22 protein-coding genes and 1 other annotated feature are annotated in these 18054 nt (G+C 46.1%); of the genes, 18 read left to right on the forward strand and 4 right to left on the reverse strand.

Going from position 1 to position 18054, the window contains the following annotated elements:
• Positions 1-16 precede the first annotated feature (16 nt).
• Positions 17-388, forward strand: coding sequence for a VOC family protein (locus ACJA3J_RS08330; protein ID WP_406946008.1), 372 nt, complete (start codon positions 17-19; stop codon positions 386-388).
• A 189-nt stretch (positions 389-577) separates the two neighbouring features.
• Here the strand turns inward: ACJA3J_RS08330 and ACJA3J_RS08335 are convergent, their stop codons facing one another.
• Entirely contained in the window at positions 578-1276 is a 699-nt protein-coding gene (locus tag ACJA3J_RS08335; RefSeq protein WP_406946009.1) for a YetF domain-containing protein, read from the reverse strand.
• A 280-nt stretch (positions 1277-1556) separates the two neighbouring features.
• Positions 1557-1804, forward strand: a binding site (T-box leader).
• Positions 1805-1870: 66 nt separating this feature from the next.
• Here ACJA3J_RS08335 and ACJA3J_RS08340 point away from each other — a divergent pair.
• The 5 genes from ACJA3J_RS08340 (at position 1871) to ACJA3J_RS08360 (ending at position 5246) form a co-directional block, all read left to right on the forward strand.
• Complete coding sequence (locus ACJA3J_RS08340; protein WP_406946286.1) at positions 1871-3091, forward strand: MFS transporter; 1221 nt, start codon at positions 1871-1873, stop codon at positions 3089-3091.
• 124 nt (positions 3092-3215) lie between these two features.
• Positions 3216-3695 carry a VanZ family protein gene (locus ACJA3J_RS08345; RefSeq protein ID WP_244157044.1) on the forward strand — a complete coding sequence of 160 codons (480 nt, stop codon included), beginning with the start codon at positions 3216-3218 and terminating at the stop codon, positions 3693-3695.
• Positions 3688-4233 carry an AAA family ATPase gene (locus ACJA3J_RS08350; RefSeq protein ID WP_406946010.1) on the forward strand — a complete coding sequence of 182 codons (546 nt, stop codon included), beginning with the start codon at positions 3688-3690 and terminating at the stop codon, positions 4231-4233. The genes ACJA3J_RS08345 and ACJA3J_RS08350 overlap by 8 nt, the downstream gene beginning before the upstream one ends.
• Before the next feature lie 56 nt (positions 4234-4289).
• Positions 4290-4478, forward strand: coding sequence for a hypothetical protein (locus tag ACJA3J_RS08355; RefSeq protein WP_089651021.1), 189 nt, complete (start codon positions 4290-4292; stop codon positions 4476-4478).
• 225 nt (positions 4479-4703) lie between these two features.
• On the forward strand, positions 4704-5246 hold the full coding sequence (locus tag ACJA3J_RS08360; protein WP_406946011.1) for a TetR family transcriptional regulator: 543 nt from the start codon (positions 4704-4706) through the stop codon (positions 5244-5246).
• 72 nt (positions 5247-5318) lie between these two features.
• Here the strand turns inward: ACJA3J_RS08360 and ACJA3J_RS08365 are convergent, their stop codons facing one another.
• Both ACJA3J_RS08365 and ACJA3J_RS08370 read right to left on the reverse strand, forming a co-directional pair.
• Positions 5319-5720: a carboxymuconolactone decarboxylase family protein gene (locus ACJA3J_RS08365; RefSeq protein WP_089651023.1), complete on the reverse strand. Its 402-nt coding sequence runs from the start codon at positions 5718-5720 to the stop codon at positions 5319-5321.
• A gap of 16 nt (positions 5721-5736) precedes the next feature.
• Positions 5737-7281, reverse strand: coding sequence for a BCCT family transporter (locus tag ACJA3J_RS08370; protein ID WP_089651024.1), 1545 nt, complete (start codon positions 7279-7281; stop codon positions 5737-5739).
• A gap of 363 nt (positions 7282-7644) precedes the next feature.
• On the opposite strand from ACJA3J_RS08370, the gene ACJA3J_RS08375 reads away from it, so the two are divergent.
• From ACJA3J_RS08375 to ACJA3J_RS08430, 12 genes are all read left to right on the forward strand, one after another.
• Positions 7645-8535: a 3-keto-5-aminohexanoate cleavage protein gene (locus ACJA3J_RS08375; RefSeq protein ID WP_089651025.1), complete on the forward strand. Its 891-nt coding sequence runs from the start codon at positions 7645-7647 to the stop codon at positions 8533-8535.
• A gap of 2 nt (positions 8536-8537) precedes the next feature.
• Positions 8538-9491, forward strand: a complete 954-nt coding sequence (locus tag ACJA3J_RS08380; protein ID WP_406946012.1) for a 3-hydroxyacyl-CoA dehydrogenase NAD-binding domain-containing protein — start codon at positions 8538-8540, stop codon at positions 9489-9491.
• A gap of 13 nt (positions 9492-9504) precedes the next feature.
• On the forward strand, positions 9505-9972 hold the full coding sequence (locus ACJA3J_RS08385) for a thioesterase family protein (RefSeq protein ID WP_406946013.1): 468 nt from the start codon (positions 9505-9507) through the stop codon (positions 9970-9972).
• 149 nt (positions 9973-10121) lie between these two features.
• Positions 10122-10658, forward strand: a complete 537-nt coding sequence (locus ACJA3J_RS08390) for an N-acetyltransferase family protein (RefSeq protein ID WP_406946014.1) — start codon at positions 10122-10124, stop codon at positions 10656-10658.
• A 13-nt stretch (positions 10659-10671) separates the two neighbouring features.
• The gene (locus ACJA3J_RS08395; protein ID WP_089651031.1) at positions 10672-11175 is read left to right on the forward strand and encodes a DUF4188 domain-containing protein; all 504 of its coding nucleotides are present in this window, start codon (positions 10672-10674) and stop codon (positions 11173-11175) included.
• 184 nt (positions 11176-11359) lie between these two features.
• Positions 11360-11800 (forward strand): GyrI-like domain-containing protein, encoded by a 441-nt coding sequence (locus ACJA3J_RS08400; RefSeq protein WP_406946015.1) that lies wholly within the window; start codon positions 11360-11362, stop codon positions 11798-11800.
• A gap of 101 nt (positions 11801-11901) precedes the next feature.
• Entirely contained in the window at positions 11902-12936 is a 1035-nt protein-coding gene (locus tag ACJA3J_RS08405) for a zinc-binding dehydrogenase (protein WP_089651033.1), read from the forward strand.
• Positions 12937-13367: 431 nt separating this feature from the next.
• Complete coding sequence (qoxA, locus tag ACJA3J_RS08410; RefSeq protein WP_089651034.1) at positions 13368-14315, forward strand: cytochrome aa3 quinol oxidase subunit II; 948 nt, start codon at positions 13368-13370, stop codon at positions 14313-14315.
• A 24-nt stretch (positions 14316-14339) separates the two neighbouring features.
• Positions 14340-16283 carry a cytochrome aa3 quinol oxidase subunit I gene (gene qoxB, locus ACJA3J_RS08415; protein WP_406946016.1) on the forward strand — a complete coding sequence of 648 codons (1944 nt, stop codon included), beginning with the start codon at positions 14340-14342 and terminating at the stop codon, positions 16281-16283.
• A 1-nt stretch (position 16284) separates the two neighbouring features.
• A complete protein-coding gene (gene qoxC / locus ACJA3J_RS08420) occupies positions 16285-16890 on the forward strand; it encodes a cytochrome aa3 quinol oxidase subunit III (RefSeq protein WP_089651036.1) in 606 nt (201 codons plus the stop codon).
• A gap of 1 nt (position 16891) precedes the next feature.
• Positions 16892-17257 (forward strand): cytochrome aa3 quinol oxidase subunit IV, encoded by a 366-nt coding sequence (qoxD, locus tag ACJA3J_RS08425; RefSeq protein WP_089651037.1) that lies wholly within the window; start codon positions 16892-16894, stop codon positions 17255-17257.
• A 20-nt stretch (positions 17258-17277) separates the two neighbouring features.
• Positions 17278-17484 (forward strand): hypothetical protein, encoded by a 207-nt coding sequence (locus ACJA3J_RS08430; RefSeq protein ID WP_089651038.1) that lies wholly within the window; start codon positions 17278-17280, stop codon positions 17482-17484.
• Positions 17485-17509: 25 nt separating this feature from the next.
• On the opposite strand, the gene ACJA3J_RS08435 is transcribed toward ACJA3J_RS08430, so the two are convergent.
• Positions 17510-17806 (reverse strand): hypothetical protein, encoded by a 297-nt coding sequence (locus ACJA3J_RS08435; RefSeq protein ID WP_089651039.1) that lies wholly within the window; start codon positions 17804-17806, stop codon positions 17510-17512.
• Positions 17807-18054: the final 248 nt, after the last annotated feature.

The following is an 18054-nucleotide window of genomic DNA, read 5'->3' on the forward strand; positions in this document are numbered from 1 at the left end:
TAAAGGGGGATATGAAATGGAACTTGGTGCATTTTCAGTAAGTTTAACGGTGAAAGACATCAACAAATCCAAAGATTTTTATGAAAAATTAGGATTTCAATCTTTTGGAGGAGATCCTTCGCAAAACTGGCTCATCATGAAAAATGGAAGCTGTGTCATTGGATTATTTCAAGGGATGTTTGAGAAAAACATACTGACTTTCAATCCTGGTTGGAATCAACAAGCAGAAAATATCGATTCATTTACAGATGTACGGGAATTACAAAACCAGTTGAAACAAAAAGGAATTGAAATCCTATCAGAAGCAGATGAAACGAGCGAAGGACCGGAAAGTTTTACAATTGAAGACCCTGATGGTAATCCGATACTTATCGATCAACATAGATAGGCTTCTTTTATTTTTAAAGGGTTGAATAGAATGATTAGAAAAAGCGACAAAGTGCTTCCCATCCACTCTTCGACTTCTTATGTGATAGGGGGAAATCTCAGAATTGAAATGGATGGGGAACACTCAGCCCCCTGCGTGCAAAAGGAAGCATGACTTGCGCCTAGTGCCGTTTGGAACATCCCTCATCCCTTAATGAATGTCATCGCTGTATGCGTCCACATACAGCGATCCATCATTTTTGACTTCTGCGTAAAATACATCATCCAAAGAGTTGAAACCATTGGCAGCCAGTTGCGCTTCAAGATTCTCAAGGTCCAAATGTAACCGTTTCAAATGTTCATGATTCACTTTTCCATCCTTGATCACAACAGAGGAGTCGGGAGAAGATGCAACCGGGTGATAAGGCGTATGAACATCTTCTTTTGTTGCCGGACGTTTACCTTGTTTTTGCAGAACGGAAAGCGTACCATCAGTTTCAAAAATCGCATAATCGACATCAGCGACAGAAAACACATTCTTTTTCCTTAAGAGTACGTTTAGCTCGTCCAAATCCAGGCGGGTCTTTTTCATTTCTTCTTCTAGAATCTTTCCTTTTTTGATCAAGATGATGGGTTCACCGTCTAAAGTTTTCCGTGCGCTGATTGATTTGATATCAAGAACTCCCATGAGAATGGTGAACGCACTCCATACGGCAAGGGCGATGAGCCCGTTTCTTACACTTAATGTGGAATCAATGGCAAGAGAGGCGCCGATTGTACCGATGGAAATGGCAGAAATGAAGTTGAAGAAGGTCATTTGGGAAATCTCTTTTCTTCCCATGAGCCTGGCGAGAATCAGCAATGTGAAAAAAGCAATCGTAAGGCGTACCAATAATACACTGATGGACAAGATAATCGTCTCCTTTGAAATAAAAATCAATCTTATTCTCTGAGGGTGTATGACAATTTATACGTGGCTTATTTGTTCCGGCTGGGAAAGGCACCACCAGTTTCGTGGATACTCGCGATCTTGCAGAGGTGGCCATTCATGCTTTCAGAAATACGAGCCACGTCATTACCGGTGAGAAGGCCTTCGATTTTTATGAGGTAGCTGAGATTATGACTGCTATTTTCGAATGAAAATGATCCTTTACAAATAAGGAATATTCTAGCATAGTATAGAGAAATAAGAACCGGCGTTGAAGAGAAGAGTAGATAAGTAGAAGCCTTCACAGAGAGCTCCGCGTGCTGAAAAGGGGCAAGGATTCTTTTATCGAAACAAACCTCTGAGCTTCTCATGGGAACCAGCCTGGCGATCATGAGACGGGAGCTCCCGTTACAGAGATAGGGTATGAAGCGCGTACCCGATGAGCTGGGTGTGGCGACACATCCATGAAACTGGGGTGGCACCGCGGATGAAATAAACCTCGCCCCCAAGACTTACATGTCTTGGGGGTGAGTTTTTTTATTTCTTAAAACATCTGCGAGGAGGCTGCGTATGGAAATGAAAAAGAGGTTTCGTTCGTGGAAGCACCCGTTTTTATTGCTATCAGGGGTAGGTCTTTCGAACGTCGGAGATTGGATCTATTTGATTGCCTTGAATTTGATCGTGCTTGAAATGACGGGTTCTCCACTGGCCGTAGCTGTTTTGTATTTGCTGAAGCCGGTGGCGACGCTTTTGACAAATGTGTGGGCAGGGTCTCTGGTGGACAGGGTGAATCAGCGGAATCTTATGATTGGGCTCGATGTGTTCCGGGCTCTCTTGCTTGGCGTTCTCCCTGCTTTGTCTTCGCTCTCGGCCATGTACACACTTGTCCTGTTTGTGAATATGGCGGGGTCAATTTTCAAAACTGCTTCGATGACATATGTGACGAAACTGATTCCGAGCAATCAGCGGAAACGATTCAATGCGTTAAGAAGTTTGATTGATTCGGGAGGGTTTCTGATCGGACCTGCGATTGCGGGCATTCTTTTCATAATCGGAACTCCTGAGCTGGCGATTTATTTTAATGCCTGGACGTTTTTCATTTCAGGGATCATTTCTTTCCTGCTTCCCCGCTTGGAAACAAAGGTTGAAAAAGAAAGGGAAGCATGGTCAGGGGCCTTGCTGAAAAAAGATTGGAGCATTGTGCGGTCGTTTACGAAGCATCATGCTTTGATCATGACGATTTATTTTCTGTTCGGACTGATGATGGTGATGGCGGCAGCGCTTGATTCGTTGGAAGCCGCTTTTTCAAAAGAAGTCCTGCAGTTGACGGACGCGGCGTATGGTTTTCTTGTCAGTATTGCGGGAGCAGGCATCGCTGTTGGGGCTATGTTCCTTACATGGTTCGGAAATCATCTGTCGACGAAGATTCTTCTCACTGGCGGCGGGTTGTTTGTAGCGGCCGGCTATTTGATTTACGCCTTTTCGGTGGATTTTTCAGGAGCGGCGGTCGGGTTCTTCTTGCTATCGTTGGCACTTGCTTTTGCGAATACAGGCTTTCACACGTTCTACCAGGAGTGGATCCCTGTTCATGTGATGGGGAGAGTGACGAGTGTGTTCGGCTTATTGGAAAGTGTGCTCGTCATCTTTGCGACCGTCGTTATAGGAGCGGCTGCTGAGTGGGTTTCGATAAAAGCGGCGGTTGTAGGAGGGTCGTTGATGATGCTTTTGGTAACATTAGCTTTAGGTTATTACAATCGGCAGTGGAAAGAGAAGAAAGTGAATCAAACGGCGATATAGCTCGTGCTTTTTTAATGATGGAATGTTACATCTTCATGAAAAGGTTGGCGGGATGGTTTGGTTTGTCATTGCTCCGGGGTATGGTTAGGGAATATATAGATGAGAAAAGTTGGTGGAGGTTCTTATGTCAAAGGTTCAACGCATCATTATGAGTTTAGGTTTTATCGGGTATATCCTCTTTCTCGTGTTTTATATGTTTTTCCAATCTCGCGGGGCAGCGGGGATGTCCTTGAGTCTATTTGAATATATACAAAGCCGCTCGAATCTGATTCCATTTAAAACCATCGCTAATTATATAACCGCCCTACAGGAAGGAACAATGAATACGTGGACGGCTGTTAAAAATCTGCTCGGGAATGTGCTGGTCTTCACACCCATGGGTATTTTCCTGCCTGCCCTGTTTAGAAAATTGGACCGACTGCGTGCCTTCTTGCTCGCCTTCGTTTTGATCATTCTCTCAGCAGAAGTCGCGCAATTACTCACCCAAAGGGGTAGCTTTGATATCGATGATTTTATTCTGAATCTATTCGGTGCCTGGCTTGGATTTAAAGTGTGGGTAACATCACTCGTCCAAAAATGGGTAGGGAGGGGAAGTTATGAATAGATATGTGGTGATGACTGTCGGAATGACCCACAGTGGAAAGTCAACGTTTGCGAGAATGCTGGAGGAAACGGTGAAAAACACGGTCGTGGTTGACCAGGATGATCAGGCGGCGTTTTTGAATACACATTATTCCCGGCTCGTCCCTGAAAATGGACCGAATACGATTAAACACAGCATGACGAAAATGATCGTCGATTATGTGATAGAAGAAACGGATCTGCATCTCATCATCTGTAATTCGAACCGGAATCCAAAGGCAAGAAAAGCGCTGCTGGATGATTTTAAAAGAAAAGGTTTTTCTACGATTCTTGTAAATTTTGATGTGCCATTCACCCTAATTGAAAAACGCGTAGCAGACAGAAAGCGGGATTCATCGGTGTTGCGGACCGCTTCTTCTTTTGCTGAAGTACTGAAGCGGCAGCAGGAAGAATCGCCGCATATACAGCCACCGTCTGATGAGGAGGCGGACCACTTTTTTACCATTAAAAAAGAGGGAGAGGTCATGGATGTGACCAGGAGGATCGCGGATCTTCTTTGATCCTAGTATAAGAATCTCGTATTCTGGCTATGCTAGTGATAGAAAGGGTGATGAGCATGCAATACATGGAGAAGACGAACAAAGTGATGGCCGATCTGATCTCAGGAAAACGTCGTCATTTCGGAAATTACTCTTATCATCAGTCGGTGTTTACGGATGGCGTGAAGGAAGTTCCTGAATGGGAAGTGCGCCAATTCGTGCTCAATTATTTTATGGCGTTGGAAAATGTGAAAAGTCACGCGTGAATCAAGGTGGACGCTTTTATCGGATTGAATAGAAAAGGTATACACTTATGAAAACAGGTGTGTACCTTTTGTTGTTTCGCCAATCCTGGCGATTGCAGGCAGCTATGCTGTCGGGAATCATACGAAAAGAAGCAGCAAAGGAAGGAATATGGTGCTCACTCAAATTGAAAACCCCCATGAATACTGATAATATGAAGAGAAAATGAACGTAAATGAGGGAAGCACATGCCAAGAGTATCGAAACGGCAAAAGATTTTGGAAGCAGCCGCACTCATTGTGCGCGAGCAGGGGAGCGATGCGCTCACATTGGACGCTGTCGCTAAGCGTGCAGAAGTGAGCAAAGGCGGATTGCTGTATCACTTTTCCACAAAAGAAGCGCTCGTGGAAGGGCTCGTCCAATACATGAACGATGTCTACCGGGAGAACGTGGAAGAATTAGTAGAAAACGATGATGCGGAGATGGGGAAATGGGCACGGTCGTTCATTAACGTCATGCATGATAAAAGCACGGAAAACCGACCGCTCAGTTCAGGGATGCTGGCCGCTCAAGGGATCAATCCCAAGTTGTTGAAACCTCTTCAGGATACATATGCGGACTGGCAGAATCATATCGAGCATGACGGCCTTGATCAAGTCGATGCGACGATTTTGCGTCTTGCTGTCGATGGGTTGTGGCTGTCCGAAATTTTCGGGCTCGGGACTTTGCCACCGACGCTTAGAAAACAGGTTCTTGAACGATTGACCGAGCAAACATACAAACCTAAATAAAAATCACCAGCTCTTTGGGAGAGCTGGTGATTTTTATTTGGCTACAGAAGTCTGGATTATGATGAAGAAAATTCAGGCGAAAGCTTCTTCGGTGCGTTCCTGGAACACTTTTCGTGCCTGTGTGAGCGCATTGATGACCGATGGGAAGCCTACATAAGGGATCAGCTGCATCATGGATTCAATGATTTCTTGTTCGGAAAGTCCGGCATTTAGAGCGGTATTGATGTGCAGCTCAAGCTGCGGCAGACTGCCGGAGCCTTGGGTGACAAGGCTCGACAATACCGTCAGTGCTCGGGATTGTTTGCTTAGGTGATCGCGGTTGTAAATATCGCCATAGGCAAACTCGATGATGTATTTTCCGAGGTCCGGGGCGATATCTTCCAGTGCTTTCATAAGTTCAAAATGGTTGGTGCCTTTTTCTTCATCTGTATAGGAACGGAGGGTTTCCAATCCTTTTTCATAACGTGTATTCATGGTGTCTCTTCCTCTCTTAAGATGCTTTCTTGTTTTCTTTTTCTTCTTTCGCGCGGTCTTCGTTGACCATTTTAATGAAGGACCAGCCGAGGATCGGCAGAATAATCAGAAGCGGGAAACCGCCGACGATGCTGATTGTCTGGAGTGTCGTCAGTCCGCCCATGTTCATGAAAATCATCGGCAGAATGGATAAGGCCAGAGCCCAGAACAGACGGTTCCATTTAAGTGGCTCACCTTCGACGTGTTTTTGTACAACGGATGCGATGACATACGATCCAGAGTCATAGGTCGTCGATAAGAAAATGGTGGCGAGCAAAATGAAGACGATGATTGCAAGTGTGGCGAGCGGCAGTTCAGTCAAGGTACCGATGATGGCAGCAGGTGCGCCTTGTTGGTTCAAGGTTTCAATGACCGGATACTGACCACTCAATTCCAAGTACATGGAATAGTTTCCTAAGATTCCGAAGAAAAGGATTGTTCCTAAGCTTCCGAACAGTACGGTTCCGAAAACGACTTGGCGGATGGTCCTTCCTTTAGAGATTCGAGCGATGAACAACCCGACAAATGGAGCATACACAATCCACCATGCCCAGTAGAAGACGGTCCAGCCTTCAGGGAATCCCGTTCTTGTGAATGAGGCAAGGTCATTGAACGGTTCTGCCCATAAGCTCATCAGGAAGAAGTTGTCCATCATCCGGCCGAGGGCTGAAGTCGTCGATTCAGTAATGAATGTCGTCGGCCCGACGGTGAAAATGAAAATCAACAGGATGAACGCGAGCCACAAGTTGATATCACTTAGAACGCGAATTCCTTTTTGCAGACCCGAATAAGCACTCAATCCGAAGATCAACGTACAGAAAAGCAGAATGATCGATTTCGTCGTCATTGTATCTGGAATGCCAACCAAGTTGTTCAGACCAGCTGAAATGATCGGTGCGGAAAGCGCAAGTCCTGTTCCGCCCCCACCTAAAAGACCGAACATGAACAGTATGTCGACAAGGCGTCCGACCCAGCCGTCGGTGTATTTACCGAGCACTGGACGACACGCTTCACTGATTTTGAAAACATCGGTTTTTTTCACAAAAAACATGTAACCGATCGGAAGAGCTGGAATGGCGAACATCGCCCAGGCGATCGGTCCCCAATGGAAAAATCCGTACGTGGATGCCCACTGGATCGCCTCATTGGAACCTGCTTCAACACCGAAGGGAGGTCCTTGATAGTAGTAGGCCCATTCAATCACGCCCCAATAAAGAATTCCCGTTCCAATTCCACTCGTAAACAGCATCGCTGCCCAGGAGCTCGTTTTAAATTCCGCTTTTGTTTCGGCGTCTCCGAGCTTGATATCTCCATAGCGGCTCACTCCGACAAACAATAAGAAAAGCAGCATGATTAATCCGACTGATAAAAATAAGAATCCTAATCGTTGCGTGACGACCTCATTCGCCGCCAGCACAATTTCTTTACCTTGTTCAGGGAAAATGATCAGAGGCAGGGATACAAATAGTAATAAGGCAAGAGCCCCTCCGAACGTTTTCCAATCCATGAGTTGTTTCTTCATGGGTATTCCTCCTTTATTCAGATGCGATTGTTTCGTATGTGACTTTTTAAACTGTACAATCTGGACGGTTTTGTTTCAAAACACGGATGAGGGTGTAAATGGGAGAATATTAAGCAATATTCAAGGAATGATAGGGTGTGAAGTTATATTTCACTTATTTTCATATATTTTAAGTATTAGTGACCGTTCATTCATTGTATAGAGTGAAAATTGGCGGAATGGCTAATTGTGCATGCCTGTCGTATAGGGGAAGAAAAAAGGATCTATAGAAAAATCCATAAAAAGTATTTGAAACTAAACAGTCCGGATGGTATAGTTTATGATGGTTGATTAAACAAACGAATTCAAAGGAGGACCTTTGGAATGAAAAATAAAGTATTGCTGACATCTGCCGTGACAGGAGCGGGAGATACGATGAAGAAAAATCCACATGTCCCTGTGACACCGAAAGAGATCGCTGAATCTGCGATTGAATCGGCCAAAGCAGGAGCGACGGTCGCTCACGTCCATGCCCGTGACCCAAAAACGGGTGGCATCAGTCATAACTTGGAGCACTATCGTGAAATCGTCGATCGCATTCGTGAATCAGAAACGGATGTCGTCATTAATATTACGTCCGGAGGCGGCGGTGATTTTATTCCGAGTTTGAGTACACCGGCAGCTGGTGGCGATGGGACAGACATCCAAACACCGGCGGAGCGTCATGAACCCGTAGGAGAACTTTTGCCGGAAATGTGCACGCTTGACTGTGGAAGTACGAACTTCGGTAACATGATCTACATGAGCCCGACGGACTGGCTAAGGGATCAAGCGAAAATGATCCAGGAAAGTGGTGTGAAGCCTGAGCTCGAATGCTTTGATACTGGGCACATCCGTTTTGCTAATCAATTAGTGGAAGAAGGACTGATTGATGGGGATCCGATGTATCAGTTCTGTCTTGGCATTCCTTGGGGAGCGGCAGCCGATGCGGAAACGATGTTATATATGAAAAATCGTATTCCGGAAAATGCGCATTGGTCTGCGTTCGGCATCGGCCGTATGCAAATGCCGATGGCTTCCCAGGCGGCGATGCTCGGCGGAAACGTACGTGTTGGACTGGAAGATAACATCTACCTTTCTAAAGGTGTGGTGGCACGAAACGAGCAACTCGTAGACAAAGCGGTGACGATGCTCCGGGGCCTTGACCTTGAGCCAATGACGCCGCAGGAAGCACGTGAATACTACAATCTTAGAAATCCGCACGGAGGGAAGTAAACATGAGAGTACAAAAAGTAGCCGTTGTCGGCACAGGAGTCATCGGAAACGGCTGGATCGCCCGCATGCTTGCACAGGGGTATGACGTTGTCGCAACAGATCCAGCGGAAGGGGCAGAAGAGCGCATGCGCCGTGCGGTCGATCAGTCGTGGCCTTATGTTGAAGCGCTTGGACTTGCCGAAGGAGCATCTAAAGACCGTTTGACGTTTGAAAAAGAATTGGCGGATGCCGTGAAGGATGCAGACTTTATCCAGGAAAACGTACCGGAAGTAGAAGAGTTGAAGCAGACAGTTCTTCAGAACATCGATCAGCATGCAAAACCTGATGCTTTGATCGGATCCAGTACATCCGGCATCATGCCTTCCGAACTGCAGGCGAATTTGCAGCACCCGGAACGCGTAGTTGTCGCCCACCCGTTCCACCCGGTGTATATTCTGCCGCTTGTAGAAGTCGTGGCAGGAAAACAGACGACGACAGAGAACGTAGACAAAGCGAAGGCTTTTTACGAAAGCTTGAACATGAGTGTATTGCTTGTGCGTCATGAAATTGAAGGGCACATTGCTGACCGTCTGATTGAAGCGATTTGGAGAGAATCCCTGCATATCGTGAACGAAGGGATCGCAACGACAGAAGAAGTGGACAAAGCCTTCACCCATGGGGCAGGCATGCGCTATGCGCAGTATGGACCGTTCCTCACGTTCCACTTGGCTGGTGGAGAAGGCGGCATGCGTCACATGTTGAAGCAATTCGGCCCGGCACTGAAAAAACCTTGGACGAAGCTTGAAGCACCAGAACTGACGGATGAGCTTTATGAAAAGGTCGTGTCCGGCTGTGAAGAGCAGGCGAACGGCATGAGCATGTCTGAACTCGATCAGAACCGTAATGAATTCTTGATCCGTCTGTATGATCTCGTCCAGGAATACTGGCCGAAAGAGACAGAAAAAACAAAAGCGTAAAGGAGGGGTTTTTGTGTCATCCTTTTCTTACAAACAGACCGTTCCGAGCGACTGGGTCGATTACAACGGTCACATGAACGATGCCGAGTACAATCGTGCCTTCAGCCTTGCTACGGATGCGTTCATCGATTATATCGGACTCGATGAAAAAGGACGCGAGCAGTTCCAGTACACGATTTTTACGCTGGAGACGCACACGTGCTACTTGAAAGAGATGCATGAAGGGGCAGGTTTTGAAGTCTCTGCCCGCGTATTGGATTATGATGCAAAGCGGATCCATCTGTTTTTGGAGATGCACAATGCTGAGGGGGAAGTTGTCGCGACGCTCGAAGAAATGCTTATGGGCATCAATCAGAACGAAGGTCGTCCGGCACCCTTTCCTGATGAAGTAGCTCAGAAAGTGGAAGCGGAATACAATCAGACCTCTGGTCAAGAACAACCCAAACAAGTCGGCCGCACCATCGGCATTCGTAGGAAATAATCAAATATGGAATAATCTGTAAGACCTGGTCACCCAATTTTTGGGTGACCAGGTCTTACTTTATCTTCCATCCAATAATCGTCCACGAATCATGCTATAATAAAGGAAATATTTAGAATTCTATGAGATTGGCAGGGTGTGTGGAAAAGATGGAAAGTCGTACATATGTTGTTCGGGGTCTGTCCTATGTTGTAAGGGTCGCTCAAGAAACGGATGCAAAGGAGCTTTCAGAAGTTCGGCATCTTATTGACGGTGAAACCGAATACCTGGATCGAGAACAGGGAGAAGGCCACTTAAGTGAATGGGATTTCAAAGAGCTCATCAAAAAAGATGCAGATGAGAACAACCATTTGTTCCTGGTTGCCGAAACAGAAGGGACCATCATTGGTTTCAGTCGGTGTGCCGGCAGTGATTTGAAAAGGCTCTCCCATCAAGTGGAGTTCGGTGTAGGAGTGTTAGAGGAATATTGGGGCTACCGTGTCGGAAAAGAGCTTTTGCAGCAGTCGATCCTCTGGGCAGAAAGAAACGGAATATTGAAAATGACCCTGCGTGTTCTTGAAACAAACGAGAAAGCGATTGAAATGTATAAGCGTTTCGGTTTTGAGGTGGAAGGTGTGCTGAAAAAAGATAAGCGACTTTCTGATGGTAAATATTATTCGACGATCTTGATGGCACGTTTTACATAAAAGGAGGAAGCTCATGGCCGCTAAAATATTTCCAGGTCGTTATACAGCCAAAGCTGATGATGAAGTGATTGTGTTTTTGATTGGGATGAGGATTAACAAATGGTTGGCTGTACATAAATGGCTGCCCGTTCTTCTGGCGATGCCGCCAATGGTTCAGGAGCTCTATTCACAAAAGGACAATGGTTTCTTTTCTCTAGAGAATTTCATAAACTTCCGAACAACATTGATGATCCAGTATTGGCGTTCGGAAAACGAACTTTATGCTTATGCCAGAGCTCCGAAGCATTTGAAGGCGTGGAGAAACTTCAATCGCAAAGTGAAAGATAACCCGGCTGTCGGAATCTTCCATGAAACATACAAAGTGAAGGACGGGGCGCATGAAGTCATTTACGGGAATATGCCCTTGTTTGGTCTCGCCAAAGCCTACCAGCATGTCCCCGTCCTACCCAACACGGCTTCAGCGAAACAAAGATTGAGAAAAAAGGAAAGAGAGCCGTTTGCGAATTCCCGTTCATAAAGCGGTAGACGCTTTCCATCTCTGAACATGTGAAGAAGGATAATCAATGGAAGAAACTCGTCTAAAAGTGAATCGAAGATAAGAAAATGATGGAGCTGAAAAAATGAGACTACCAACATAAAAACTTTAAAGAAGGATCTTTAAGCAGTATTTAAAAAGCTCCTTCAGAACGGAGAGTTCTACCATGATCACGTTGAAACGAACCTTTCGAATCGTCGCCATCAAAGGCCACGGAGCTTTTGAAAATTTTGCAACCGAAGTCCCGGACTTTGCGAGACAGCTTTTACATCGGACGAGGGAAATCGAAAACCATGCCAATATCGAAATCGCTCTCTTTGAGCCTAAGAGGGGGGAGGATCACCTCGAGGGTCACTATTATGTTGGGGTCCTTGTAAAAGATAAGCCGAGTCAGGTGCCGAAAGGGATGGAGTATTTAGAGGTTTCCGGAACTTATGCTTCATCTAGAGGACCCATCGATCATGTAGATGTCCTTTATAAGGAAGTGGGGGAGTGGACATATCAACAGCAACTCACCCGGGATTGGCTGACCTATATTGTAGAAACTTATCACCCTACGGAAAACGGGGAAGACGTTGAAGTATTCCTGCCTATACTCGATTCATGAATGCATACTGTGAGCGGATGACTTGATACAGGCCATGAATAACCTTATTATGAATGTCGCATATTAGTTGAGAAAAGCGAATCGGAAAGAGGTGCCTTAAGATGAAAGCTGTTCAAGTAACTGGATATGGCGATGTCGATCAGTTGAAGCTAGTGGACATTCCCACTCCAGAACCGAAAGAAAATGAAGTGCTCGTGCAGGTGAAAGCTTGTGCTATCAATAATACGGAAATCTGGATGAGGGAAGGAGCTTACGGCCAAGGCGGCAAATCAGGCTGGCGTCCGGAAGGCGTTCAATTCCCGCGTACCCCTGGTTCTGATATTACCGGAAAAGTGGTCCAGGTAGGTGAGCAAGTCGATGAAACGATGATGGGGAAAGACGTCGTTCTTTTTCCGTTCACGTCCAGTGGCCCGGATGGACAAGAACACATCTCGGAAGACATGTCCTTCATCGGTTCTGAATATGATGGTGGGTATGCTGAGTACGTGGTGTGGCCCGCAGAGCTTTGCTTTGATATGCCGCTTGAAGATTACACCGAAAGCTGTGTGTTTTCGGTCAGTGGTATGACGGCCTGGCATATGGTCGAACAAGTGCAGCCGAAACCTGGTGAAACGGTGATGGTCACAGGCGCAAACGGCGGTGTCGGCTCGCTCAACGTCCAGATCGCATCGAAAGTCTTCGGAGCGGATGTCATTGCACTCGTTGGAGATTTGAGTATGGAAGAGAGAATGAAAGAACTCGGAGCGACACATGTGCTGTCTTATAAATCCGAGAATCTGGAAGAAGAAATTTTGGAAGCCAACGGTGGTCCCATTGATACCGTGCTTGACGTCGTCGGAGATGCGCTGTTCTCCACGGCCTTGACCGTGCTTAAAAAGGGCGGCAAATTTTGCACATCCGGCTCATCCGGGGGTCAAAAAACAGAACTCGATTTCCGCACCCTTTATTTGAAACACATCACGATGTACGGATCGGTCTTAGGTACACGGGAAGAATTCAAACGGATGTTAAAAGCGATCTCTGAACAGAAAATACAGCCTGTGATCGACCGGACGTTTCCATTAGAGGAAGCAAAGGAAGCGCAGCAATATTTCAAAGAGTCGGGTAAAAAAGGAAAAATCGTCCTTCTTCCATAAAAGGTGTTTCATCCATTTAAAGAACCTGTTTCACTTTTATAGTGAAACAGGTTCTTATTTTTTTGCCTGAAAGTTGAAACGTGCAGGAGCCGGTATTGGCTGAACAAGGTTTCATTACATCTGGAAGAAGGGTAAGGAGAGTGGGAAGCTCACCATCCCCGATTGTTCTTGTTTTTTCGACGTTTGAAAATGCCAATCCCTTCCTGGTTGTCCATCCTATTTTTTATTAAATTGTTAGTAATTTCCTTGAAAGCGTCCATCATGTGGCGGATTTATTAAAAGTTCGTGAACGATGTATGACAAAGTTGTGAACTTGTATTTCTAATTCCGCAAAATCTGATATAATCAGTCAAGCCCTGATACGTATAACAGCTCCTAGTTTCCGAGTTTTATACTTATAATTTAACAGATTGATAGGAGGGTTAAGATTCATGAAAGCTAAACATCTCCGTAATAGATGGTTAGGTTTGCTGCCGCTCGGCTTGATTCTTTTCTTAAGTGGGTGCGGGCAGTTGGAAATGACTGTGCTCGATCCCAAAGGGCCGGTCGCTCAAAGTCAATATGACCTGATTGTATACTCCCTTTGGTTCATGCTTGGTATCATTGTTGTCGTGTTTGCTCTGTTTGCCTACATGCTCATCAAGTACCGTGAGAACCGACCGGGGCGTAAAGAAAGTGACTATGACCCGAATCTGCATGGGAATACGACCATCGAGGTCATCTGGACGGTCATTCCGTTCATCATTGTCATTCTTTTATCCATCCCGACCGTAACGACATTATTCGACTTGGAGAAAGCTCCGGAACCAGCAGCTGGGGAAGAGGAGAAGGAACCTCTGGTTGTTTACGCAACGACGGCGGATTGGAAATGGTTCTTCAGTTATCCGGAACAGGATATTGAAACCGTGAACTACTTACACATCCCGACCGATCGTCCGATTGAATTCCGCTTATCATCGGCAGATTCGATGTCAGCGCTATGGATTCCGGCACTCGGTGGGCAGAAGTACAACATGGCGGGTATGATGACAAAATTGTATCTGCAGGCAGATGAAGAAGGGGTTTACGACGGGCGTAACTCCAACTTCAATGGAGAAGGTTTCGCTGCTCAAACCTTTAAAGTACATGCCGAAAGTGAAGAAGACTTCAACACATGGGCAGAGGAAATTAACAATGAAGCACCAGAGCTGACAGCTGAACGTTATGATGAGCTGCTTGCACCTGGACTGACTGACAAACAATCTTATTCCAGCACACACTTGGATTATGTGAAGCACCATACGAGAGAAGATATGGGCTATGTCGTCGATAAATACCGTGAACAATTCAAAGAAAAGCTTCATTTGTATGAAATTGAAAAACAAGAAAGCTTCCAATAGAACGTAAAGAAAGCAGGTGAAGACATGCACATTACAGATATTCTAGTCACCGGTGAACCGATCATCTATGGTGCCATGGTATCAATGGCCTTAGTTGGGATCGCCCTCCTTTTCATTCTGACGTATTTCAAAAAATGGAAATGGCTGTGGAGCGAATGGTTGACGACCGTTGACCACAAGAAAATCGGTGTCATGTATATTTTAAGTGCCCTTCTCATGTTATTCCGTGGTGGCGTCGACGCCATGATGATGAGGGTGCAGCTGGCATTCCCTGATTTGGGATTCTTGAACTCCCAGCACTATAATGAAATTTTCACAACGCACGGAACGATCATGATCATTTTCATGGCGATGCCGTTCTTGATCGGACTCATGAACATCATCGTTCCATTACAGATCGGAGCGCGTGACTTCGCGTTTCCGTATTTGAACGCCTTAAGTTTCTGGTCCTTCTTCTTCGGAATGGCGCTCTTCAACATTTCCTTCGTCATCGGAGGATCTCCGGATGCCGGGTGGACAAGTTATACCCCACTTTCCGGTGCAGCGATGAGCCCGGGACCTGGACAAAACTTCTATCTGATGGGACTGCAGCTATCAGGAATTGGTACCCTTGCTACAGGGATCAACTTGATGGTGACGATCTTGAAAATGCGTGCCCCTGGCATGAAGCTTTTCCATATGCCGATCTTCACATGGTCGACATTGGTCACATGTTTCATCATCGTGTTCGCATTCCCGATTTTGACAGTAGCTCTTGCACTACTTACGATTGATCGTATTTTCGGTGCACAATTCTTTACTTTGACAGGAGAAGGCCTGCCGATGATGTGGGCGAACCTGTTCTGGATGTGGGGACACCCGGAAGTGTACATCGTTATCCTTCCTGCCTTCGGTATTTTCTCCGAAGTCATTGCCACATTCGCGAAAAAACGTCTGTTTGGCTACAATGTGATGGTTTGGTCGATGATCGTCATTGCATTGCTTAGTTTCTTAGTATGGGTCCACCACTTCTTCACGATGGGTGCCGGCGCATTCGTTAACTCCGTCTTCTCCGTTTCGACGATGTTGATCGCCGTACCGACCGGAGTGAAGATTTTCAACTGGCTCGCGACCTTATATAAATCGAAAATCGAGTTCACTGTACCGATGCTTTGGTCCCTGGCCTTCATCCCAAGTTTCATCCTTGGTGGTGTCACAGGTGTCATGCTCGGTATGGCAGCAGCGGACTATCAGTTCCACAACTCGTACTTCCTGATCGCGCACTTCCACTACGTGCTGATTGCAGGTACCGTATTCGCCTGTTTCGCAGGTCTTGTGTTCTGGTATCCGAAAATGTTCGGTCACAAGATGAACGAACGTTTGGGTAAATGGGCATTCTGGTTGTTCTTCTTCGGCTTCCATGTGTGCTTCTTCCCACAATATTTCCTAGGCTTAGACGGCATGCCGCGTCGTTTGTTCATCACGAACGTCGCCGAGTGGCTTCCATTGAACGTCATTTCAACCGTTGGTGCTTTCGGAATGGGACTTGGTTTCATCGTGTTCGTTTACAACGTTTACTACAGCTTCCGTTACAGCGAGCGCGAGACAACAGGCGACTCCTGGAATGGAAACGGTCGTACGCTTGAATGGGCGACAACGACACCAGTTCCTTATTATAACTTTGCAACGGTGCCATATGTCGATGAAATCGATCCATATATCCGTATGAAAGAAGAAGGCAAGACGACGTTTGAAGAAGACAAAGTGAAGCCGATCCACATGCCGAGTTATACAGGACAGCCGTTTATTATGATGGCCTTCCTTGGACTTGCCAGTTTCGGTCTTGTCTTTGAATGGATGTATGTCGCTGTCTTCGGATTAATCGGTGCGGTGTTCATGATGATCCGCCGTTCCTTCGATTATGACGACGGTTATTATGTACCGGTTGAAGAAATCAAACGAACAGAGAAAAAAGCGAGGGGGTTATGATATGGCTGCGGAAGAACTGAAAACAGGTCCTTTAGAATATCGCACCCAAGAAGGTCAGATGGGCATCATGGGCTTCTGGATTTTCCTCGGAGCCGAAGTCGTCCTCTTCGCGACCCTTTTCGCAACATATGCCGTGTTGTTCGGACGTACAGCTGATGCACCACTGCCAAGCGAACTGTTTGAGCCGGGCATCGTTCTTGTCATGACCTTCCTGCTTCTTACAAGTAGTTTTACTTGTGGACTTGCGATTCACGAAATGAGAAGGGGATCGGTCAAAGGGCTGATCCTTTGGATGGTCATTACACTAGCTCTTGGTCTTGGATTCCTTGGTTTTGAAATTTACGAATTCGTTCACTATGCACATGAAGGCGCAACGATCCAGTCCAGTGCATTCTGGTCGGCGTTCTTTATCCTTGCCGGAACACACGGACTGCACGTCACGCTTGGTATCGGCTGGGCGATTCTGCTCTTGATCCAAATCAAGCAGCGTGGACTGACGAACGTCACAAGCCGTAAATTCTTTATCATCAGCTTATACTGGCACTTCCTTGATGTCATTTGGATCTTCATCTTCACGAGTGTCTATCTGATTGGGATGGTGATTTAATATGGCAGATTCGAAAAAACGTGTACCGATGAATCACGTCATTGGCTTTATTTTGTCGCTTGTCATGACACTTGTTGCCGCATGGGCAGCGATTCAATCCGACCTGCCTGTCACATGGGTCATCATCGGCATCATGATTTTGGCTCTGTTGCAAGCAGGCGTTCAATTGTTCATGTTCATGCACGTCACGGAAGCTTCAAGTGGAAATGGACATGTGCCATGGAACATGATGTTTCACGGTTTCGCCCTCGCTGGCATCATCGTAGCAGGCTCCCTTTTCGTAATGTCCTTCGGGCATGATCATGGAGACACAGGCGAACACCAACAGCACGAGCAGCAAGAATCAGAAGACCATAGCGGTCATTAATACAAATGGGGGTTATCAGGATGGAACAAAAGCAGAACATGTCGATGGAGGCCGGCTGGCCGTGGAAAGATTTAGTAGGATTCGTTCTTTGCATATTGCTGACGGCTTTTTCCTTAGGCGGAGCGCTTTACTCCTCCTATGACCCTAAATTTGTCCTATATATTCTAACTGGTTTCAGTTTCGTACAGGCGATGATCCAACTGTACAAACTGCAACCGAGAGACTAAAAAAAGAAACGCTTCTTTCCTGGAATCAGGAAAGGAGCGTTTCTTTTTCTTTGGTTAAACTTTCTTGGTACCCAGGACTTGATTTGACGGTCGCCACGATGAACATCACCCATGCGACGTGCGCGCCGATCAATCCAAGATAGAACATCGACCATGTAATCGAGAAGGCACCTGGATCTGCGTACATCGTCACCTGGAAGAAATACAGCCACATGCCGATGAGCAGAATCGATTGTGCGACGGCAAAAGCCATCTTTTTCGCTTGTAAAAATAGAAATGGAGCTACTGTCGCCAATAACAAGAACATTACGATCGCACCCATGAAAATCATCTCCTTATTGATGTTTCCTTAATGTAAACGTTTTCTTTGATTTCATTGTAACAAAAAATTCGCACTTTGGACACAAAATGTTCATAAATTAGGCTGACAATTTTAGAATTACCGATTTGGCCCTTGTTTAAACAGTTTTTTTATAGGGTTCGGGTGAGGCGGCATGAGTGAAAGTGCCCGTGCGGGGAGTCAAAGTGACCTAACGTCGGTTGAAAGCGCCCTAACTGTGATCAAAGTGA

This window comes from Halobacillus sp. SY10 (assembly GCF_045401165.1).
In the GTDB taxonomy this organism is placed as follows: Bacteria; Bacillota; Bacilli; order Bacillales; family Halobacillaceae; genus Halobacillus; species Halobacillus aidingensis.